Source organism: Solitalea agri, assembly GCF_023914155.1.
Classification (GTDB): domain Bacteria; phylum Bacteroidota; class Bacteroidia; order Sphingobacteriales; family Sphingobacteriaceae; genus Solitalea; species Solitalea agri.
This window is the reverse complement of record NZ_JAMWYS010000024.1, coordinates 235,965-256,529: the sequence shown is the minus strand read 5'-3', so window position 1 is coordinate 256,529 and position 20,565 is coordinate 235,965. Positions and strand designations below refer to the sequence as shown.

Annotated in this window: 21 protein-coding genes and 1 other RNA gene; 15 read left to right on the top strand and 7 right to left on the bottom strand. The window is 38.6% G+C overall.

The window, feature by feature from the left end:
* Positions 1-1,014 carry a PorP/SprF family type IX secretion system membrane protein gene (locus NF867_RS05845; protein ID WP_252586751.1) on the top strand — a complete coding sequence of 338 codons (1,014 nt, stop codon included), beginning with the start codon at positions 1-3 and terminating at the stop codon, positions 1,012-1,014.
* Between the two features lie 27 nt (positions 1,015-1,041).
* On the top strand, positions 1,042-1,656 hold the full coding sequence (locus tag NF867_RS05840; RefSeq protein ID WP_252586749.1) for a hypothetical protein: 615 nt from the start codon (positions 1,042-1,044) through the stop codon (positions 1,654-1,656).
* Positions 1,657-1,936: 280 nt separating this feature from the next.
* Here the strand turns inward: NF867_RS05840 and NF867_RS05835 are convergent, their stop codons facing one another.
* From NF867_RS05835 to NF867_RS05820, 4 genes are all read right to left on the bottom strand, one after another.
* Positions 1,937-2,692, bottom strand: a complete 756-nt coding sequence (locus NF867_RS05835; RefSeq protein ID WP_252586747.1) for a hypothetical protein — start codon at positions 2,690-2,692, stop codon at positions 1,937-1,939.
* A gap of 1,089 nt (positions 2,693-3,781) precedes the next feature.
* Positions 3,782-4,179, bottom strand: a transfer-messenger RNA (tmRNA) gene (gene ssrA / locus NF867_RS05830).
* Between the two features lie 126 nt (positions 4,180-4,305).
* Positions 4,306-5,280 (bottom strand): GTP 3',8-cyclase MoaA, encoded by a 975-nt coding sequence (gene moaA / locus NF867_RS05825; RefSeq protein WP_252586745.1) that lies wholly within the window; start codon positions 5,278-5,280, stop codon positions 4,306-4,308.
* Between the two features lie 3 nt (positions 5,281-5,283).
* Positions 5,284-5,655 carry a DUF7009 family protein gene (locus NF867_RS05820; RefSeq protein WP_252586743.1) on the bottom strand — a complete coding sequence of 124 codons (372 nt, stop codon included), beginning with the start codon at positions 5,653-5,655 and terminating at the stop codon, positions 5,284-5,286.
* Between the two features lie 274 nt (positions 5,656-5,929).
* On the opposite strand from NF867_RS05820, the gene NF867_RS05815 reads away from it, so the two are divergent.
* The 5 genes from NF867_RS05815 to NF867_RS05795 all read left to right on the top strand — a co-directional run bounded on the left by NF867_RS05815 (position 5,930) and on the right by NF867_RS05795 (position 9,743).
* Positions 5,930-7,024: a HesA/MoeB/ThiF family protein gene (locus NF867_RS05815; RefSeq protein WP_252586741.1), complete on the top strand. Its 1,095-nt coding sequence runs from the start codon at positions 5,930-5,932 to the stop codon at positions 7,022-7,024.
* 82 nt (positions 7,025-7,106) lie between these two features.
* Positions 7,107-7,859, top strand: coding sequence for a sulfite exporter TauE/SafE family protein (locus NF867_RS05810; RefSeq protein ID WP_252586740.1), 753 nt, complete (start codon positions 7,107-7,109; stop codon positions 7,857-7,859).
* Between the two features lie 6 nt (positions 7,860-7,865).
* Positions 7,866-8,105: a MoaD/ThiS family protein gene (locus NF867_RS05805; protein WP_252586739.1), complete on the top strand. Its 240-nt coding sequence runs from the start codon at positions 7,866-7,868 to the stop codon at positions 8,103-8,105.
* A 7-nt stretch (positions 8,106-8,112) separates the two neighbouring features.
* Positions 8,113-8,529 carry a molybdenum cofactor biosynthesis protein MoaE gene (locus NF867_RS05800; RefSeq protein ID WP_252586737.1) on the top strand — a complete coding sequence of 139 codons (417 nt, stop codon included), beginning with the start codon at positions 8,113-8,115 and terminating at the stop codon, positions 8,527-8,529.
* A gap of 14 nt (positions 8,530-8,543) precedes the next feature.
* Positions 8,544-9,743, top strand: a complete 1,200-nt coding sequence (locus NF867_RS05795) for a molybdopterin molybdotransferase MoeA (RefSeq protein WP_252586735.1) — start codon at positions 8,544-8,546, stop codon at positions 9,741-9,743.
* 56 nt (positions 9,744-9,799) lie between these two features.
* On the opposite strand, the gene NF867_RS05790 is transcribed toward NF867_RS05795, so the two are convergent.
* Together NF867_RS05790 and NF867_RS05785 are read right to left on the bottom strand one after the other, a co-directional pair.
* Positions 9,800-11,032 (bottom strand): pyridoxal phosphate-dependent aminotransferase, encoded by a 1,233-nt coding sequence (locus NF867_RS05790; RefSeq protein ID WP_252586733.1) that lies wholly within the window; start codon positions 11,030-11,032, stop codon positions 9,800-9,802.
* Positions 11,033-11,105: 73 nt separating this feature from the next.
* The gene (locus NF867_RS05785) at positions 11,106-11,501 is read right to left on the bottom strand and encodes a DUF1573 domain-containing protein (protein WP_252586731.1); all 396 of its coding nucleotides are present in this window, start codon (positions 11,499-11,501) and stop codon (positions 11,106-11,108) included.
* A gap of 330 nt (positions 11,502-11,831) precedes the next feature.
* On the opposite strand from NF867_RS05785, the gene NF867_RS05780 reads away from it, so the two are divergent.
* Positions 11,832-14,270, top strand: a complete 2,439-nt coding sequence (locus NF867_RS05780) for an alpha-ketoacid dehydrogenase subunit alpha/beta (protein WP_252586729.1) — start codon at positions 11,832-11,834, stop codon at positions 14,268-14,270.
* 182 nt (positions 14,271-14,452) lie between these two features.
* Positions 14,453-15,013 carry a tetratricopeptide repeat protein gene (locus tag NF867_RS05775; RefSeq protein WP_252586727.1) on the top strand — a complete coding sequence of 187 codons (561 nt, stop codon included), beginning with the start codon at positions 14,453-14,455 and terminating at the stop codon, positions 15,011-15,013.
* A 157-nt stretch (positions 15,014-15,170) separates the two neighbouring features.
* On the opposite strand, the gene NF867_RS05770 is transcribed toward NF867_RS05775, so the two are convergent.
* Positions 15,171-15,839, bottom strand: coding sequence for a rhomboid family intramembrane serine protease (locus NF867_RS05770; protein ID WP_252586725.1), 669 nt, complete (start codon positions 15,837-15,839; stop codon positions 15,171-15,173).
* Between the two features lie 171 nt (positions 15,840-16,010).
* Here NF867_RS05770 and NF867_RS05765 point away from each other — a divergent pair, with 171 nt between their 5' ends.
* From NF867_RS05765 to NF867_RS05740, 6 genes are all read left to right on the top strand, one after another.
* Entirely contained in the window at positions 16,011-16,982 is a 972-nt protein-coding gene (locus tag NF867_RS05765; protein WP_252586722.1) for a sulfite exporter TauE/SafE family protein, read from the top strand.
* Between the two features lie 238 nt (positions 16,983-17,220).
* Complete coding sequence (locus tag NF867_RS05760) at positions 17,221-17,727, top strand: GNAT family N-acetyltransferase (protein WP_252586720.1); 507 nt, start codon at positions 17,221-17,223, stop codon at positions 17,725-17,727.
* A gap of 97 nt (positions 17,728-17,824) precedes the next feature.
* Positions 17,825-18,598 (top strand): DJ-1/PfpI family protein, encoded by a 774-nt coding sequence (locus NF867_RS05755; RefSeq protein ID WP_252586718.1) that lies wholly within the window; start codon positions 17,825-17,827, stop codon positions 18,596-18,598.
* A gap of 54 nt (positions 18,599-18,652) precedes the next feature.
* Positions 18,653-19,417: a hypothetical protein gene (locus tag NF867_RS05750; protein ID WP_252586716.1), complete on the top strand. Its 765-nt coding sequence runs from the start codon at positions 18,653-18,655 to the stop codon at positions 19,415-19,417.
* Between the two features lie 52 nt (positions 19,418-19,469).
* Complete coding sequence (locus tag NF867_RS05745) at positions 19,470-19,871, top strand: ester cyclase (protein WP_252586714.1); 402 nt, start codon at positions 19,470-19,472, stop codon at positions 19,869-19,871.
* A gap of 19 nt (positions 19,872-19,890) precedes the next feature.
* The gene (locus tag NF867_RS05740) at positions 19,891-20,517 is read left to right on the top strand and encodes a hypothetical protein (RefSeq protein WP_252586713.1); all 627 of its coding nucleotides are present in this window, start codon (positions 19,891-19,893) and stop codon (positions 20,515-20,517) included.
* Positions 20,518-20,565 lie beyond the last annotated feature (48 nt).

Sequence of the window (20,565 nt, the reverse complement as noted above, 5' to 3'; positions counted from 1 at the left end):
ATGAAATTAGGATATAAAATATTAGTTGCCGTACTTTTAATCATACCCCAATGGTTACAAGCTCAGGATCATAACTATTCACAGTTTTTTAATTCGCCTATTTATCTTAATCCCTCATTAACCGGACAGTTTGACGGTGATTTGCGGTTTGGGTTGACATGCCGGAATCAGTGGAGTGCCTTAGCGGGAAGCCTGTCGTCATTTACTTTTTCTGCCGATTATAAGGTGCCTGACTTTGGCGGAGGAATAGGACTAATGGCTACCCGTTCGGTGGAAGGCTATGGATTATTAACTAAGAATAATTTAGCTGCAACCTTTTCGTATAGCGTAGGTTCTGATGATCTAGTGGTTTCATTTGGGCTCCAAACCGGTGTAGCCAATAGGGCAATCAACTGGAGTAAACTGGTTTTTGCTGATCAATTGGATGCAATTACTGGCATATTGCCAGGTGTTGCATCGGGTGCCACAACCCCAGTAAACGAGAATAAATTTTATCTTGATATAGGGGCGGGTACAAATTTTTTATATAAAAATTTTATGATAGGAGCCAATATGCAACATCTTAATAAGCCTGATGAGTCCTTGACTGGTGTTTCTTCTTCTAATTTACCTATCCGTTCAATAGTTCATGCAAGTTTTATTTTGCCACTGAATCCATATTTCGATGATAGTCCTGAAATTATCCCATCTGTGGTATTTTATAAACAAACTAAGTTTCAATCAATTACTGCCGGTTTTCAATACAAACGAAAAAATGTAAACGTTGGTTTATGGTATAGAGGTAAAAGCATTGAAAACAGTGATGCTGTAGTAGTCTCCGCAATTTTTGACCTCTTTCCGGGGCGAAGCAAAATGCGCTTAGGAATTAGCCATGATGCCACTTTGTCCAGAGTAAGCTATTCCAGGACAGCAGGAACTACAGAAGCCAGCTTTTTAATGGAAACAGATTTGCCAAATCATGATAATTCAAGACGGCGTTTTGATACCTCAAGGAATTGTTATGACTTTTATTAAGATGAAAAAGCACGTTTCATAAAAGCCATGAATATTAAAAAACCAGTATTGCTTCTGTTCTTTTTTGTTTTGTCAAATAATTTATTAGGACAAACCAACGAGTCTGTACAAAGACTTCAAGAACGAAAGATTCAATTATTAAAAGAAAAAAAATCAATTGAGGATTCTCTAATAGTAATTGAACAGAAACTAAATATTCTGCTTAACCAATCTGTCTATTCAAAGAGTAATTTGGAGTTTATTATTGTTGAGATTGAGAAAGAAGGAAAACTTCGGGATAACCCTGATCCTGTAAATGGGAATGTTAAATTGATGATACCTAATGGTTCATTTGTTAAACTCTATAAGTTCTCAAATGGGTACTATGTTGCCGAATACAACAAAACACTAGGGTATTTAAGTGAATTGTATACTCCTAATTCTTTGCCTTATGTAGTTGAGTTTAAAAATAAATTCGTGAGGAGTGGTTCATCTCCCTCAATAAATACATCTCCAACTTACCAAGCATCACCAACATCTATTACTTCTTATTCTAGTACTGGTTGTCCTTCATCTCAATGTTGGGGAACAACTAAAAAAGGTAATCGTTGTAGAAATCGAACTACTAATTGTAGCGGGTATTGTTATTTACATGGTGGATAAAATGACTCTTAGAGGATTTATTCTATGTCTAGTCCTGAATAACAAATCATGATGATTTAAGAAGTGAAGACTAGGGGTATTTTACTTTAAACTATATAAAAGAATCTTCGAAAAATAGTCTGTATAGTTTATTAGGATTAACAACATCCGATGTATAGTTCAGGATTTATTCACTAATCTATATAGTTATTTCAGGACAAGACAATTCTAAGCACAAAAAAACGCCATCTTACAAAAGACAGCGTTTCAATCGAGACCTTTTCCGTGGTAAGTAACCTATCTATTCTGACGAAACTCCGATCAATTTCAATGCATTAAACGAAAAACTGTTCAACGGGTAATATTTCCCATTTACTTCCTGAAAAAACTCAATGCCCAGAATTTGCACCAAAGGAAAATCATTAATAGCTGTTAAGGTAACTGTAAGGGATTGAGCAGCTGCAATAGAGCTGGTCAAGGATAAAAAGGCACTGCGGGTGCTTTGTACTTCAGAACTCAGGTTGTCGAAATTCGGTGCCAAACCAGCCATCACTAGTTGGAAATGGGTGGCACCAACGGGAGAAACCAGATCCGAGATCGGGTTAAATTCAGGGAATTGTACGGTTAGTATGCCAGTCGTGCGATCAATCGAAGTGCCATAAGCCATATAGATAGTGGTACCCAATTGGCAATCTTCGTTAAATTCAAAACCTTGCAGAAAACCCAACTCCCCGTTTTGTATTGTACGTTGTCCGCGGGCATTAATGTTGTCGGATTTAATGATGCGCAGCAACAGTGTCACCAACCGGGTATGCAGGTTTCTGGTATTGTAAGGTTGCAATAATGAACCTAAGCTTTGGCGGATCAATTTTGAAGCCTTTCCTGCTCGCCCGAATTCACTATTATTCTCACGGGTACGTGCATAAGATGGATCACGTGCTATTCGATTACCAGAAACCCCACCCTTACGGCGCGCGCAATAAGTTCCATTGCGCTTATAGAAAGAAATATCCTCGATAGTTCCTTCTAGTTTAATCAGTCCATGTTGTTTTGTCATGTGTAGATTTTTTTTAGTTTTAGTTACTTTCAGCCCTCAGCACTTCGCCAGAGCTAATTCAAATATGGCTCACCAATAATCAATTATCAATCAGTTCGTTCGCATTGCACCAAAATGGTTCATTTAGCATGTCAAGGGTTTATATAAGGTCGTATTATATGGTATATGCGTCGAGTATACGCCTAGTATACGTCTAGTATACGTCAAGTATGCGTCGAGTATACGTCTAGTATGATCCGACTTAGGGGTAGATAGTTCCTATGACTAACCCTTCTCATTCGCTGTTGAGAGGAAGTCCTGGTATTGATATTAGACGAACAACATGGGAGGAATAGCCCTAAATCATTCAATATTCCCGTAAGGAACCTTGGCCAATTCAGGCCGGTGCGGTAAGGTTTGAAGGCGAATTGGAAGTCCCGGTTCAACCGGGATCGGAAATATTCGGTCCTCTCCCGATTGCTAGCAGGACGGAGGCGAAAAATTGCAGGAAGGCAGGTGAAATAAAAAATACTGTTGAAATTGATCGCTTGGACAGGCGAATACCTAGTTCAATATGAAATTCATTGTTGAATGACTATAAGCGTATTAAACTTCTGATGGTCGGCCTCATAGCCGGCCGAACGCCTAGATACTTTCTCCTTGATGAGAAAGTATCCAAAGAATCAAGACAAAACGAAGCTACCTCACACAGCCCAACGCATGGCCCGCCGTTTTGTCTTCCCAGCGCGCGAATACAATGATTTTACAAAGTACATTATGCACTTCAGATGTAACATCATTCAATATTTCCGTAAGGAACCTTGGCCAATTCAGGCCGGTGCGGTAAGGTTTGAAGGCGAATTGGACGTCCCGGTTCAACCGGGATCGGGAATATTCGGTCCGCTCCCGATTGCTATCGGGACGGAGGCGAAAAGTTGCAGAACGCCTACTTAATATCAAGTACCATTGAAGTTGATCGATCAAAAGTCCGTGATCGGAACAAGGCTGTGATTAGAATGGTTCGCCACTCCATTGCAGGAGAATGCTTAAGTAAATGATATAAAAACAAAAATCCTCATTCAGTGCTGAATGAGGATTTTGTTTTTCCGTCTGTGGACCCGGAGGGATTCGAACCCTCGTCCAAACATGGGACCTGTTGCGCTTTCTACATGCTTAGTTGGTGTTTAATTGTCGACCGTAACCTGCCCGCCTACAGGCTAATTACAGCTTAGCTTCTTTAATTGTCGGGTCAGCTGCGAAGCGTTACTAACCTTATTCCTTCTTTTTAGTGCCCCCGGGTCAAACGCGGAAGGATTGCGCTTTTGGGGAACATCTTGCCTCTAGCACTATGCTAGATAAAAGTAAATTCACATCCTGTGAAGATTACGCAGCAAGAGCGTAGTTATTTTCGCCATTTATAGGTTGAAGGTTTTCTTTTACAGGCACTCCCAACAACGCCTGGCATGCTTACACACAAATCTTCCACCCTGTCAATTCCGGTCGAGCCCATTTGTGTAAGGTTGCAAATATAGGGCATTAGCTGCTCTCAAGCAAGTGAAATTATGGGTTACTCTTGCTCTTATTGCTTATTATAAATAATTGAAAACTGGATTTTGGGAAAGCTCTTAAAGGTTTTACCCGCCAATCATCGACATGCTTTGGTGGATGTGGTTGTTTTGTTGTTCGGCTTCAATGCCATTTAGAGGTTTAGTTAAAATAGCAGCCTGGATTGTATTGATAAGTTCTTTTTCGCCAATACCTTCACGAATAAGATCCCTTACATTTAGAACATCTTCACCGTACAAACACAATTTCAGTCCACCGGTAGCCGTAATTCGTAAGCGGTTGCAACTGCCACAAAGTGTACGCGAGTAAGCTGGAATAATACCTATCGTTCCTTTGAAATCTTCAACCTGGTAGTTACGGGCAATAGCATTAGGGGTATCAGGTAATTTGGTTAGGCAATAACGTTTTTCAATATGATCACGTATGGTGGCATAGTTCCATTTAATGCCCGAATAAGAGTTTTCAAGGCCATTAAAAGGCATTTCTTCAATAAACCGAACGTCAATAGGATGGTTTCTGGTTAGTTCAACAAAATCATATATCTCGTTGATGTTAAAATCGTCAATTACCACCATGTTTATTTTTAGTTTGAAATTATGGGCAAATAATGATTCAAAAGATTGTTTTACAGTCTCAAATTCGTCGCGACGAGTAATGGCAAAGAATTTTTTTCGATTTAAGGTGTCTAAACTTAAATTAACACTGCTAAATCTCGATTGCTGAAGTTCGTCGAGGTAAGTATTGGTTAAAACACCGTTGGTGGTGATCGAAAATTGGTCAATCGTTTCAAGTTTAGAGAGTTCTTTTAATAAAGCCGGAACATCTTTACGTACAAATGGTTCTCCGCCTGTAATTCTTACTTTGTTAACTCCATTTTTACTTAATGAGTCTACCAAAAACAGTATTTCTTCGTAGGTAAGCAGTTCTTCGCGGTTTAAAAAATGCTGGTCTTTGGGCATACAATAACTGCAACGCAGGTTACAGCGATCGGTAATGGCCAATCGCAGGTAGTTTATCTTACGTCCGAATTTGTCAATCAGCATGTTTTAGCAGTTATGGGCAGATAAAGGATTGTCGAACGCGGCTGATTCATCTTCCTCTCGTTCGGTTAAGCATTTATAGTCTTTTTCAATTGAAATCTTTAGCTCCGAGCCGTCATCGTTGATCAAGGTTATATATAAGCCGTTGATATTATTGCCGGCCCACTCCATTAATTGTGCTGCAGGAATTAAAAGATGAACCGAATATGGGTCCAATTTTATAAGAGCATTTTCAATAGGTTTTGATTTTATACAAAAATGAAGCTTTCCTCCGGCGATCTGTGTTTCTTCTTTTACAAAACCACTATTATTGATCGAATTGATGTCATCTTTATCTAAACGAAATCTGATTGTGTTGGCTTTAATTCGAATTTTCATTATTAATGAATTGTAATAGGGCTAATATAGATTATTTTGAAATATTAAATGTATTTATGTTAAAATTTTAGATTTTTATCATTTAAATTTTAACATTTTGCTTTATTAAATATGTTTTTTGTTGATTAAAATCATATTTTTAACGAAATAATTGAAAGTTTGTATATAATTTCTGTTCAAATGATGGGTTTATTGTTGGAATTTGTGAAATATTAGATAGTGTTCGGCCGTTATGTGGGTGATTTTAATAAAAATTGAATAAATAAGGTTTGGTATGGATTTTAACCGTGAACGATATAACAGGCAAGTGCTACTAAAAGATTTCGGTGAGCAGGCGCAATTGAAGCTGCTTAACTCATCAGTATTGGTAATAGGAGCAGGAGGCTTGGGTGTTCCGGTCTTGCAATATCTTACAGGGATGGGAGTCGGCAAAATCGGGGTGATGGATCATGATACTATCAGTGAAAATAACCTTCATCGCCAGGTGTTGTATGCTACAGATGAAATTGGAAGTTCAAAAGCGAGAGTAGCTGTTGAGCGATTGAAACGGCTCAATCCCGACGTTGAATTTTTGTGCTTTAATGAACAATTGACTGTTAATAATGCTCTGTTGATCATTAGTTTGTTTGATGTTATTGTTGATTGTACCGATAATTTTCAAACCCGCTATTTAATTAATGATGCTTGCGTAATACTAAATAAACCCTTTGTTTACGGGGCTATCCATCAATATGAAGGGCAAGTAAGTGTGTTTAATTATCAGGGTGGTGCAACCTACCGTTGTTTGTTTCCTGCCGCTCCTGAAAATGGAGTTGTTGCTGATTGTAATGCAAACGGGGTTTTGGGAGTTTTGCCTGGTATCATCGGTTGTTATCAGGCCAATGAGGTGGTGAAAGTAATTGCCGGTATTGGAGAAGTATTAACGAACAAGCTGTTAACCATCGATACACTCAACAACAAACAATCCGTTTTCAAATTTCAACCTAAACAAGAAAATCAAAACATTACGCAGTTAAGGTCTGATGATTATAAAACGCTTTGCTCATCAACATTAATGAGCATTACTCCATTAGAGCTAGCTCAAAAATTAGCGCTTAATGAAGCATTGCAATTGATTGATGTTCGTGAGCAGTATGAGCTCGTTTACTGTGAAATAGAGAGCGCTGTTCATATTCCTTTAAGAGAAATTAGGATGCGAGTAGGTGAACTTGATCCCATGAACCCGGTGGTTTTAATTTGTCACCACGGAATCAGAAGCCGAATAGCTTGTGAAGAATTGCTTAGCAAAGGTTTTACTACTGTTTACAATCTGGAAGGTGGTATTGATCGTTGGGCCCGAGAGGTAGATAATTCTTTACAACTTTATTGATTTTAAAGGAATTGAAAACTTGTTATTAAAATTAGGGTTATCACAATTCTTAATTCGCAATTTAAAATTCATAATTATTAAAATGGATTATCAGCTTTGCCTACTCTTTTTCATTATAGCATTAGTTTATTCAACCGCCGGATTTGGTGGCGGTTCGAGCTACATGGCCATTATGGCTTTGTTCGGTATTAATATGTACCTGATGAAATCAACCGCCTTGCTGTGCAATATTGTAGTGGTGACAGGTGGCGTAATAACTTTTTATAAACAAGGCTTTTTGCCCCTGAAGAAAGCGCTTTGGATAAGTGTTGCTAGCGTGCCTTTAGCATTTCTGGGAAGCTACATTCCTTTGAAAGAGCATACCTTCTTTTGGATCTTAGGAACATCGCTGATCATTTCGGCATTGTTGATGTTTTACCGTTTGCTTCCTCTTTATAATGAACAAAAAGTGCAGACAGAAACCCCATCAGTTTATAAGTTTAGCGCTGCCGGTGGCTTTATCGGTGGTTTAAGCGGAATGACTGGCATCGGAGGTGGCATTTTTCTGTCTCCTTTACTTAAACTGGCTCATTTCGATACGGCCAAAAATATTGCAGGCTTGAGCAGTTTTTTTATCCTGGTAAATTCAATAGCCGGAATATTAGGTCAGCTTTCACGGAAGCAGGTTCATTTTGATGTGCTGTTTACAGTTCCGTTGATGATCTGTGTCATTGTCGGAGGACAGATAGGAACTCGTTTAAGTGCCAAAAAGTTCAGCGAAAAGTGGGTGACCATTGCCACTGCTTTATTGGTGTGCTATGCCGGAATACGATTGTTAATGAACGCTAATGCTTAATAGATAATGAGCTATACGGTTTTGTTATTCGGAGTGACCAAGGACATTATTGGTTCTTCGGTTTATTGTCCAAATGATGAGTTTTATACAGTGGGACACTTGCGTGAACATTTGTATCAGTCATTTCCTCTTTTACAAAAATTAAACTCCTTAATGATCGCTGTAAATATGAATTATGCAGAAGATCATATTATGCTTAGCTCAACAGATGAAATTGCATTAATTCCACCTGTAAGTGGGGGATAATAAGCTTATGAATACATTAATTCAACTAGTGGAGTCCATTGAAGTTGCCAATGTCGCGTCGTTGGTGAATAAACCTGAATATGGAGGCATTAATGTTTTCGTTGGAACGGTAAGAAATCACACTAAAGGCAAGAAAGTTGAAAAGCTTTTCTTTGAATGCTACGCACCAATGGCGCTTCTTGAGATGGAGAAAATTGCCGAAAGGGCAAAGGAAGAGTTCGATATTAAAGAAGTGGCCATTCACCATGTTGTGGGAGAAAAACAGCCCGGAGAAGTGGTGGTGGTTATTGCTGTTGCTGCTTTTCATCGTAAAGCGGCATTTGCAGCCTGTGAATTTGTAATTGATACCTTAAAAGAAACGGTGCCAATTTGGAAGAAGGAATATTTTGAAGATGGAAGTGTATGGGTAGCGGCCCATCCCTAATTTAATCACTGGATATGCTAACAGTTCAAGAAGCTTTTGCTTGCGTAATGAATACTGCTGTCGATTTTGGAATAGAAGAGGTTTCAATCACTCAAGCACATGGCCGCATCTTAAGAGAAACGATTTATGCCGATCGTCCGTTTCCGCCATTTGATCGTGTTACGATGGACGGTATAGCTTTGAACTTTCAAGATTATGAAAACGGTCGAACTGATTTTGAAATTCAAGGCTTGCAGGCCGCTGGATTTCAGCAGCAGAAACTTCAGCACAATGGTTGCATAGAAATCATGACCGGTGCAATTTTACCTGATAACACCGATACGGTTGTTCCTTACGAAGATATTTTTCGTAATCAGAACACTTTTAGCATTATCAAGGGAATTCAAAAGGGACAAAATATTCATCAGCAAGGTAGCGATGTTAAAAAAGGTGAAGCCTTGCTCTATCCCGGCATAAAGATTACCGGTGCTGAAATAGCCGTATTAGCCACGGTCGGAAAAACAAATATTCGAGTAAGTCGACAACCTAAAATAGCATTGGTTGCCACAGGCGATGAGTTGATAGCGATAAATGAAGAGCCCAAGCTCCATCAGTTACGCATTTCAAATGTGTATGCCTTTCAGTCCGTGTTAAATGAAATAGGAGTGGAGGCTTATATTCATCATATCAAAGATGATAAGGAAACTTTACATAAAGAGTTCTCCAACCTTTTTGCCCAGTATGATCTGATCATTTGTTCAGGAGGCGTTTCAGCCGGTAAGTTCGATTACATTCCAGAAGTTTTAAAGGAACTAAATGTTGCCACCAGGTTTCATAAAGTAAAGCAACGCCCGGGGAAACCCCTGTTGTTTGCTGTTTCCGATAAAAATGTTCCATTCTTTGGCTTACCCGGCAACCCTGTCTCTGGATTTATGTGCTTGCATCGGTATGTGCTGCCATGGCTTTATCAATCACTTCAGATGAATCCTGTGCCAGTTCAAATGCAAGCAGTATTGACTAAAGATGTAAAGTTTGATAAACCCTTGACCTATTTTATTCCGGTTAATGTTCAAGTTACAAGTCAGGGTTCATTGCATGCAAATCCTCACTTAACGAATGGTTCAGGCGATTTTGCCATTTTAACTTCTGCTAACGCGTTTATGGAGTTGGATGAAAAGAAGGACGAGTTTAAAGCCGGAGAAATTTATCCGGTATGGTTTTACAAAAGTCTATAAAAAGAAAGCGCCATTAATTAAATAATGACGCTTTCGATAAAGATTATCTTATACTCTTAATAAGAGGCTTTAGCTGATTCGGCTTTCCCGGTAACAATTCGCCCCGGGTATTCTAATAATGCCTTCTCCAAGCATATTAAAGCCTTCTTTAAATCTTGCTGGTTGATCACATAAGCCATACGCACTTCATTTCGTCCTGCCCCAGGTGTTGAGTAAAAACCTGTAGCCGGAGCCATCATCACCGTTTGATTTTCATAAGAGAACTTGTCGAGCATCCATTCACAAAACCGGTCACTGTCATCAATCGGCAAGCGAACTATGGCATAAAAAGCACCACCCGGATTTGGGCAATAAACACCTTCAATTTTATTAAGTGTGCTTACCAGCAAATTACGGCGTTCAGCATATTCGTTAATAACCTTATCAAAATAAGACTGAGGGGTGTCAATGGCTGCGGTAGCGGCAATTTGAGCTACTGCCGGAGGCGCTAAGCGAGCCTGTGCATATTTTAGTGAGGCAGCAAACACCTCTTTATTACGGGTAACCATTGCCCCTAAACGAGCACCACAAGCACTGTATCTTTTAGAAACAGTGTCAATCATGATGTAATGATTTTCCAAGCCATCTAAATGACCCGGTGAAATAAACTCTTTTCCATCATAACAGAATTCGCGGTAGGCCTCATCACAAATCAGGAACAGGTCGTGCTTGATCACTAATTCTTTAAGTTCTTCTAACTCCTCCCTTGAATACAAATAGCCGGTTGGATTATTTGGAGAGCATATCAAAATAGCTTTGGTCTTGGGTGTGATCATCCGTTCAAACTCACTGATAGGAGGGAGTGCGAAACCAGTTTCGATATACGATTGAATTGGCTTGATCACCACATCTGATAAACAGGTGAAAGCATTGTAATTGGCGTAAAATGGTTCCGGCACAATTACTTCTTCACCATGATCAATGCAGGCACTGATGGCAATGGTCAAAGCCTCAGAACCTCCATCAGTTACCAAAATATCAGTAGGAGTGATATTGTAACCATGGTTTTGATAGTATTCGGCTAATTTATTCCTGTATTGAACGGTACCTTCAGACTGGGTATAAGCCCAAACTTTAAAATCAATGTTTTTGATGGCATTGATCATGCCTTCAGGCGTTTCAATATCAGGCTGGCCGATATTCAAATGGTAAACGGTTTTTCCCTCACTTTTAGCTTTGTCGGCAAAAGGAGTCAATTTACGGATGGGCGAAGCGGGCATTTGGAGCCCTTTGGTCGATATTTTGGGCATTTGTACAAAAATAAAAAAGTCCCCCGCTAAGCAGAGGACTTTTTTATTTTTTATACGAAACCCAAACTGGAAATTACTTTCCGGCAGGTTTAGCAGCTGGCTCAACTTCACCTTTAATGTAAAGTACTTTACTAGGTGTTTTTGAGTTAGAAGTGATCGTTACGTTTTTGTTAAATGGCATTGGACGGCCAGCACTGTTATAAGAAACAGTTACGATACCGGTTTCACCTTTTTTAACAGGCTCTTTGGTCCATTTTGGAATGGTACAGCCACAAGGAGCTGTAACGTTTGTAATAATTAAAGGCTCATCTCCAACGTTAGTAAATTTGAAATCGTAAGTAGCTACAACACCTTCTTTGATTTTACCGAAATCATGCACTTCTTTTTCAAATTTAAATTCGGCTGACTGTGCCTTTGCAAGGTTAAACCCCGCAAAAATTATGAACCCTAACAATAATAACTTTTTCATACTGTTTGATTTTTAGTTGTTTCTTTAGTTGTATTTAATATTTCAATGATACAAAAATGTTCAAATATAATACCAAATATATTTACTTGTTTAAACGTGCGCCTTGCCTAATTAGTTGCATTACAGTTATATATAATTGTAACAGTTTGATGATATAAGTTTTTGATCAAAGAGCCTCGTTTGATAAATAAACAGCACCTGCTATCGTATTGTTTATGAACTGGTAAATTACATTGTAAATAACCGATTCATCGACAACTAATTAAAGCTTTCTTTGTAAATGCTTATTGCAAGCTAATTTTGTTATTTTTGCCGACCAATTTAACCCTTATGATGATTAGCGATAAAGAACACATGGTTACATCTTTATTAGAGAACAAGGAGCTGAGCTTTGAAGAGTTTAAACAGGAAGTTATTACTGACTACCGTTTAGCACAAGAAAGCCGACAGGCGAGTTTGGTTGGCCGCAAAGAAGTGCTAACTGGAAAGGCCAAGTTCGGAATTTTTGGTGATGGAAAAGAACTTGCTCAGATTGCGATGGCTAAGGTATTTAAGGAAGGCGATTTCAGGTCGGGCTATTACCGCGATCAGACCTTTCATTTTGCCTCAGGAATGTATAACATTAGCGAGTTTTTCGCTCAGTTGTATGCTCACGCCGATGTAAATGCCGAAAGTTCTACCGCTGGAAGGGGAATGACCTGTCACTTTGGTACACGTAGTCTTGATGACAACGGTAACTGGAATAACCTTACACAAATGAAAAATTCTTCAGCAGATATTTCTTGTACTGCCGGACAAATGATTCGTTTGGTGGGTTTGGCACAGGCATCAAAGCTTTATCGCGAAAATAAGGAGCTTTCTTATATGACTCATTTTTCCAATAATGGTAACGAGATCGCTTTTGGCACCATTGGAGATGCGAGTACATCAGAAGGTCACTTTTTTGAGGCATTAAATGCGGCAGGTGTTTTACAGGTTCCAATGCTGATCTCAATTTGGGATGACGGCTATGGAATTTCAGTAAGTCAGAAATATCAAACTACTAAACAAAATATATCGGAGCTGTTAAAAGGTTTTCAACGTGACGAAAACGGTGAAGGCTTTGAAATAATCAGGGTTAAAGGCTGGGATTATGCAGGTTTGGTGGAAGCTTATGAAACAGCAGCTTCTATCTGTCGTAACCAACATGTTCCGGTAATGGTACACGTGCAGGAGGTTACTCAACCTCAAGGCCACTCAACTTCGGGTTCACACGAACGGTATAAGTCGAAAGAACGCTTGGAATGGGAAGCCGATCACGATTGTATTAAAAAAATGCGTGAGTGGATACTCGAGTCGGGTATGGCAAGTAATGAAGAGCTTGACCAGATCGACGAAGAAGCGAAACGTTATGTGCGCGATATTCAGAAAAAGGCTTGGGCGGATTTCAATGCGCCTATCAAGCAGGAGATCACCGAGGTGGTTTCTATTTTCGAAGAAATTGAGCTTCAAAGCCAATTTCCAAATGATATAAAGTATTATAAAAATGTACTGCGTTCAAGTATCGATCCAACACGTAAGGATGTAATGGCGGCTTTACGTCGTGTTCTTCGCATTGTACGTAATGAAAATATTGAAGGCAAAGCAAAACTAATAAAGTGGTTTAAAGCAGCTCGTGAAGCTAATGTTGATCGTTACAATACGTACTTATTTAGCGACACAGCAGATTCTCCATTGAAGGTGGTGGAAATTAAACCTGAATTTCCTGACACTCCTAAAACAGTTGATGGACGTGAAGTTTTACAGGCTTGTTTTGAAGCTAACTTTTCCCGCGATCCTCGTTTGTTAGCCTTTGGTGAAGACGTAGGTAAAATTGGAGATGTAAACCAGGGCTTTGCCGGTTTGCAGGAGAAGTTTGGTGAGCACCGTATTTTTGATACCGGTATTCGTGAAGCAACTATTGTAGGGCAGGGTATAGGTTTGGCTATGCGCGGACTACGTCCAATCACTGAAATTCAGTATCTCGACTATATTTATTATGGTTTGCAGCCACTAGCCGACGACCTAACTTCTTTAACTTACCGTACTAAACGGGGACAAAAAGCGCCACTGATCATTCGTACTCGTGGGCATCGTTTGGAGGGAATTTGGCACGCTGGTTCACCAATTGGTGTTTTGATTAATGCTTTAAGAGGTATGCATTTGTGTGTGCCACGTAATATGACACAGGCTGCCGGTATGTACAATACCTTACTGCGCTCAGATGAACCTGCTTTGGTGATTGAATGTTTGAACGGTTATCGCTTGAAGGAAAAATTGCCTGCCAATGTGGGCGAGTTTACCGTTAAGTTAGGTCAGCCTGAAGTTTTAAGAGGAGGTACTGACGTTACTTTGGTAACTTACGGTTCATGTGTTCGGGTAGCAGATGAGGCTGTGCATCAATTGGCGGAAATGGATATTTCGGTTGAATTGATTGATGTTCAAACCTTGTTGCCATTTGATATCAATCATACCATCGTTGAGTCGTTGAAGAAAACCAACCGGGTATTGTTCCTTGATGAGGATATGCCTGGAGGCGCTACTGCTTTCATGGTTCAAAAGGTGATTGAGGAGCAAAAAGGCTTCAGGTACCTGGATGCCGAACCTCGTACATTAACGGCAAGAGAACATCGTCCGGCTTATGGTTCGGATGGCGATTATTTCTCTAAACCGAACATTGAAGATGTTGTAGAAGCAATATATGAGATGATGAATGAGGCAGATCCTCAGCTTTATCCAAAGTTGTTTTAAATAAAGAGATTTACGATTTACGAAGTACGATCTGGAGATAGGTATTTAAATCTAAGATCGTACTTCGTATTTCTAAAATAATCTGAAATTGTACTTCGTACTTCTAAAATCAATAGCTAATTTTGCACCTCGTTTTAAGGCATATAACGCTTAAAACATTTAATTTATAATTGATCAGATACATGTTAAAGTATTCACGTTTAGCGTTAGGTGTTGTTGCACTTGTGTTGGCAATTTACCTGTTTACTATGGGGCAAATTGCTTTGGGTTTGTTAGCTATTTTGTTCTCTATTTTGTTTGTGGTTTTCTTTTTCCGCAACGAAAATATGCTTGCCGCTTTTTTCTATATGAGAAAGAATAACATGGAAAAAGCATATTATTTTTTAAAACGTATTAAGAATCCTGAAGCTGTTTTGTTACAAGGTCAGCAGGCTTACTATTACTTTTTGGTAGGTACCTGCGAAGCCAAAGGCAGCATCTTTCAATCAGAAAAATATTTTAAGAAAGCATTGGCTATTGGATTACGCATGGATCATGACGTGGCTATGGCTAAACTTAGCTTGGCTGGAATTGCCATGAGTAAAGGCAATAAACGCGAAGCACAAAACTTATTGGCAGAAGCTAAGAAATTAGATAAGAACAAAATGCTGGCTGAACAAATTAAAATGATGCAACAGCAAATGGGTATGGTGGGTATGCAAAAAGTAGGTATGCAAAGCTACCACGGCCGTAAACGAATGTAATTGATAACACTTCATAAAAAAGTCCGCATTAAACACAAATGCGGACTTTTTTATTTTTGAAATATCAGTTTGTTGTTCCTTAAATCTTCATTCATAACTATTAGTTGATCATCGTAAGCGTATAGATTTTTTAATTGAAAACATTTAGTGTAAGCCATTATTGTGCTTGCTCCTCATCCGGCTTATCCTTTATTTCCCAGTACCGATCTTCTTCATTTTCCAATTCGTCTTCATCTTCAATTTCAACCGCATATATTTTTCGTTGTGGGCCTTTATTTTTATACAAAAAGGCGAACAAGACACCCGCTAAACCTCCGGCTACATGTGATTCCCATGAAACTTCGGGCACGAAAGGGAAGAGACCCCAGAATAAACTTCCGTAGAGAAAAACTACCAAAAAGGACAATCCTAATAATCGTGGGTCACGGCGAAAAAGCCCGCTGAAAAATAAAAAGCTCGTTAAGCCGTAAACAACGCCAGAAGCACCAATGTGAATGGCCGGTCTTGCAAAGAGCCAAACACCTATGCCTGATAAAAGGTAAACGCCAAGAACTACCTTGGTTGCCAGGTCTTTGAAAAAGTACCACATCATGGTGCCTGTGATTAGTATTGGAAAGGTATTTGAAACTAAATGCGGAATATCTGAATGAATAAAGGGTGCCGCAAAAATTCCGATTAAACCTTCCACCTTACGGGGAATGATTCCGTAAGGAGCAAAGCTTAATTCAAACTTAAACTCTACCCATTTTATGATCCATAAAACAACAACAATGTAAAAGCTAATGATGAAGCTTTTGGTTATTGAACCTGTTTGCGATGATTCCAATTGATTGATTTTTGTGTAAGATAAATAATCTCTTTAAAGGATAATAGATTGGTTATAATGATTGATTTGTTTGGCTCCTGATTCACAAATAAAATATTTTACAACAATAATCTATTTAATCAGTAGATTATATATATTTGTAATGCACCTTTGTTAAATGTGTCCTGATTTATGAGTGAAACTAATTTAACTTCAAGAGAGAATACCCTCCCTGCAGCTGCAATTCAGCTTCCAATCAATCCTGCTGGTAGCACACCTGCTGGTATTTCTAAAAAAGGTAATAAAGGTGTTATTTGGATTATAGTTTTTGCATTTCTTGTGATCGCTTTGATAGCAACCTTTGCTATCGATCTGAAGTTCAGAATGTACGTTGAAAGTGTCAGTCCCGTATTTTATTATTTCCTCATTGCCGGATTTATTTTTGCGATGATAGATGGAGCTATAGGTATGTCGTACGGAGTTACTTCAACCACGTTTTCCTTATCCATGGGTATTCCTCCGGTCTCATCGAGTGCAGCAGTTCATTTCTCTGAAATATTGAGTTGTGGTTTAGGTGCTTGGGTGCATAAAAGGATGAGGAATATTAATAAAAGGTTGTTTTGGTTGTTAATTATTCCCGGGATAAGCGGAGCAGTATTGGGGGCTTTTCTTTTATCTTCATTAGAGCATTATAGTGGTTATACAAAACCCATCGTCTCAATATATACACTTTGTTTAGGTGCTATGATTTTGAGAAAATCCATTAAAAATAGATCCAAAACGTTTCGCGGAGAGAAAATTAAAAAAATCTCTTTATTGGGTTTTGGGGGAGGGTTTATTGATGCAGTAGGCGGAGGCGGCTGGGGTTCCATTGTTTTATCTTCTTTAATAGCAGGAGGTCGCAACCCAAGAACTTCATTAGGCACCGTTAAAGCCACACGGTTCTTTGTTGCAATTTTAAGCTCTCTTACCTTTTTTACCATGGCAAAAACAATACATTGGGATGTTGTGGGGGGCTTGGTGATCGGAAGCGCTCTTGCCGCTCCAATAGCTGCAAAAGTTTCTTACAGAATTCCGGCAAAAACAATCATGTTTTTAGTCGGTATAATTGTTATGCTGGTAAGCTTAAAGAGTATTATTACTTTCCTTTTAAAAGTAATTTAATCCGGTTAAAAGTTTTCTCCTTACCACTGGTTGTAGTAAGGAGAAAATTATTGATCCCTGTTTCTTATATTCCTAAAACGTATAATGTTTGTAATCTGGCCATAGATTCCTCTGATCAATGAGGGTATCAATAACAGACAAGCTAACCCCAAGACCTATAGTTGTAATCGTGTTGTGTGTGCACTCTATTTTATTTGCGATATTTCGTGTTAAATTGCCAACACATTAAACTATTGGAATGAAGAATATACTTGAAACTGAGCGATTAATTTTAAAAGAATTTACGCTTAACGATACCGATTTTATTATCGAGTTGCTTAACAGCGATGGTTGGATCAGGTTTATAGGCGATAGAAACGTGAAAATCCAGGATCAGGCCATTGAATATTTACGAAGCGGTCCGATGAAAAGCTATGCCGAAAATGGTTTTGGACTATGGCTGGTAGAAGAAAAAAGCAGTGGCATTCGTATTGGTATGAGCGGTATTCTAAAACGTGAACATCTCGAAAATCCGGATATTGGTTTTGCCTTTTTGCCTGCATTTGAAGGGAAAGGCTTTGGGATGGAAATTACAGCTGCTATTTTAAGATACGCCAAAGAAAAGCTTAACCTTCCGGTCCTATCGGCAATTACTTTACCCGATAACGTAAAATCCATACGCTTGTTAGAAAAAAGTGGGATGCATTTTATTAAAAAGATAAGTTCTCCTACCAGTAATGAAGAGCTACTGCTGTATAGAGAATAATTTAACTATAAAGAACTTTCTTTTGTCTGTTTTTTAAATACCTGTTTCTAGTGATTTTTTTACTTTTATACTACAACTTTATAGAAAATAAATCACCATGAAAACACTTTTTTCAATCTTTTTGTTATTGGTAACGATCTCTTGTTATGCTCAAACCTATGAATCAGATAGTTATGTTTGCCCTCCTTGCGGAAATCAATGTGATAAATTAATCTTTAATAAAGCTAGTAATTGTCCGCATTGTAAAATGCAACTGATCAAAAAATCAGAAACCATCAAAAAGAACCACACCATTTGTTTTTATTTACAGGATGGGGTAGAAGTATTGGATTTTGCCGGTCCGATGGAAGTGTTTTCATATGCCGGAGCTACTATTTTTACTGTTTCTAAAACAAAACAACCTATTAAAGCACAAGGCGTTCTACAGATAACTCCTGATTATGATCTTAAGAGTGCCCCTCCATTTGATGTTTTGGCAGTTTTCGGTGGAAATGCCGGAAGGGCTGCCGATGATCCGGAAGTAATTGCATGGATTAAAGCGAGACAACCTACAACACAATATTATTTTTCGATTTGTACTGGCGCCTTTATTTTGGGAAAAGCTGGTTTATTGGATAGCCTTACAGTAACCACTTTCCATGATAGCATCGACGATTTGAAAAAAGCTGTGCCTAGTGCAACCGTGCTGCCTAATACGCGCTTTGTTGATAATGGGACTGTTATTACCACTGCAGGCATTTCAGCGGGCATTGATGGGGCCTTATACCTTGTTGAAAAATTTGGAGGACGCGACTTTGCAAAAAGAGTAGCTGAATATATGGAATATGATAAATGGGTACCCGAACAAGGTTTAGTGGTATCAAAAAAATAGATGTTGCAATAGTTCGTAATATTGTCTTATTATCTACAACACCTACATTGATCTATGGGATTATTTAATTTTTTTAAAAGTAAAGGGCAGAAAAGCATCGCTCCTTTACCTGAGCCTGAGAGTGAGCCTTATTACGGTGATCTGAACAAGACGAAAATTTTAGCCGGACTAATTGAAACTCCCCATGAAAAAAGGGATGATTTTTGGAAAGATGCATTTTTAGGAAATGTTGTTGAGGCAAGTTTCGCTTGCGGCAACCCACAGGTAGTTGAAGGCCCAGACGGTTTCCCTTACTTTCAACTTGAAATACCAAAGCCAAATCAACCATTTCAGTGTTATGTGATCAAACACATGGTAACTGATTTCATACTTCAAAAAGGCGTTGGTGTTGTTATTAATGCCGGTACGGGTAATCCAGATTGGGTGTTCTCTTACGGCGATATTCTTAATTTTCATCTTCGCAGCGAATTTTACAGTGAGGAGGTTTCATGGAATTTACCCAAGCATGAGGTGATTCAGGAGAAGGAAGATGTGTTGATCGGTCAACCTTCGGAAATGCTGTTGCCACATGAATCTCGAATGGTTATCCGTGATTTTCTTCAATCGTTAGAAATTCATAAAGTAAAATTACTGTTGATGAATCGTTCGAGGCCCGAAGGAAATTTGCAGGAACTGGTATTTAATTTAACTCCAGATAAATTTCAATCAGAAGATCACTATGAAAGCATTATGAGGTCCATCGGTTGGTTTCTTCCACGGCATTATTCCTATGTATCTATGCATGAAACCAGTTTTAAATCCCATTTTTTGCCTCTTTAATTTGGCCTAGGTTTTACTATTTGTCAGCGAATTAGCTATTGAAAAGTATAAAATGAGTATTGAAAGCAACAAAGAAATTGTCATTCGATTTAATAAAGAATTTCTGCAAAACGGAAATACGGAAGTATTAACAGAGCTTGTGGATGAACATTTTGTGAACCATACTATTCCGTCAAATATGCCAAATAATGTGAGCGGTCTTATTCAGTTTGTAGGCATTTTACATAAAGGTTTTCCCGATCTAAGCATTCAAATTGAGGAACAAATAGCAGAGAACGATATGGTTGCTACCCGCAAAACAATTACGGCTACTCATTTGGGGGAAATTATGGGCCGTCAGCCAACCGGTAAAAAGGTAACTATAAAAGTAATGGATATGGTTCGCTTAAAAAACGGAAAATACATTGATCACTGGGGAATCAACGATATGATGCAGGTGATTCAGAGTTTGTAAAATCCCAATAATGATACCCATGAAACCTGAGTTAAGAAAGCTTAATCGCTTTACTACTATACCTTTCTTAATTGATTTATTGAAACGTGAAAAGCTGGCATTGATCAACCCAAGTATTTGGGAAGATTATAACGATCGGGCAACGATGGAGGTCTATCGAAATAAAAGCAGAGCTCAAAGTATATATGCACTTTGCTTAACTCATCAAAATGAAACTATACACCATTGGAATGCCTTTGCAAATGGTACTGCGGGTTGTTGTATTGAGTTTAGTCCCGAGCGGCTTTTCAAAATATTAGATAGTTTGGAGGATGTTCATCATGGCAAAGTGCAATACAAGCGTATTCAGGATTTGCCGTCCTTAAATGCAAGCATCAATGATTTGCCTTATTTAAAACGATATCCGTTTAAGCCCGAAAATGAATACAGGTTAATAGCTGTTTCAGATAAACCTCAGCAACCAACCTTTGATATTGATATTGATTTGTCGGTTGTGCGCAAAATAACCATCAGCAATAAAGTGCCACCTGTTGTATTTAAAAGCCTCAAAGAATCGCTGGTGAGCATAAATTCGAATTTTAAAGGTCGAATTTATCACTCAACACTTTTTAATAATGCCACTTGGGTAAGCCATTTTAATAAGTAGAAATAGATGACAGCAGCAGATCTTGTTACATTACAAATAGAAGCTTAT

Coding starts and splice junctions, on each gene's coding strand:
- NF867_RS05790 (WP_252586733.1), bottom strand. CDS start 11,032: ATGCCCAAAATATCGACCAAAGGGCTCCAAATGCCCGCTTCGCCCATC.
- NF867_RS05800 (WP_252586737.1), top strand. CDS start 8,113: ATGAATACATTAATTCAACTAGTGGAGTCCATTGAAGTTGCCAATGTC.
- NF867_RS05835 (WP_252586747.1), bottom strand. CDS start 2,692: ATGACAAAACAACATGGACTGATTAAACTAGAAGGAACTATCGAGGAT.
- NF867_RS05780 (WP_252586729.1), top strand. CDS start 11,832: ATGATGATTAGCGATAAAGAACACATGGTTACATCTTTATTAGAGAAC.
- moaA (WP_252586745.1), bottom strand. CDS start 5,280: ATGCTGATTGACAAATTCGGACGTAAGATAAACTACCTGCGATTGGCC.
- NF867_RS05795 (WP_252586735.1), top strand. CDS start 8,544: ATGCTAACAGTTCAAGAAGCTTTTGCTTGCGTAATGAATACTGCTGTC.
- NF867_RS05815 (WP_252586741.1), top strand. CDS start 5,930: ATGGATTTTAACCGTGAACGATATAACAGGCAAGTGCTACTAAAAGAT.
- NF867_RS05840 (WP_252586749.1), top strand. CDS start 1,042: ATGAATATTAAAAAACCAGTATTGCTTCTGTTCTTTTTTGTTTTGTCA.
- NF867_RS05785 (WP_252586731.1), bottom strand. CDS start 11,501: ATGAAAAAGTTATTATTGTTAGGGTTCATAATTTTTGCGGGGTTTAAC.
- NF867_RS05745 (WP_252586714.1), top strand. CDS start 19,470: ATGAGTATTGAAAGCAACAAAGAAATTGTCATTCGATTTAATAAAGAA.
- NF867_RS05820 (WP_252586743.1), bottom strand. CDS start 5,655: ATGAAAATTCGAATTAAAGCCAACACAATCAGATTTCGTTTAGATAAA.
- NF867_RS05765 (WP_252586722.1), top strand. CDS start 16,011: ATGAGTGAAACTAATTTAACTTCAAGAGAGAATACCCTCCCTGCAGCT.
- NF867_RS05810 (WP_252586740.1), top strand. CDS start 7,107: ATGGATTATCAGCTTTGCCTACTCTTTTTCATTATAGCATTAGTTTAT.
- NF867_RS05750 (WP_252586716.1), top strand. CDS start 18,653: ATGGGATTATTTAATTTTTTTAAAAGTAAAGGGCAGAAAAGCATCGCT.
- NF867_RS05740 (WP_252586713.1), top strand. CDS start 19,891: ATGAAACCTGAGTTAAGAAAGCTTAATCGCTTTACTACTATACCTTTC.
- NF867_RS05755 (WP_252586718.1), top strand. CDS start 17,825: ATGAAAACACTTTTTTCAATCTTTTTGTTATTGGTAACGATCTCTTGT.
- NF867_RS05845 (WP_252586751.1), top strand. CDS start 1: ATGAAATTAGGATATAAAATATTAGTTGCCGTACTTTTAATCATACCC.
- NF867_RS05775 (WP_252586727.1), top strand. CDS start 14,453: ATGTTAAAGTATTCACGTTTAGCGTTAGGTGTTGTTGCACTTGTGTTG.
- NF867_RS05760 (WP_252586720.1), top strand. CDS start 17,221: ATGAAGAATATACTTGAAACTGAGCGATTAATTTTAAAAGAATTTACG.
- NF867_RS05805 (WP_252586739.1), top strand. CDS start 7,866: ATGAGCTATACGGTTTTGTTATTCGGAGTGACCAAGGACATTATTGGT.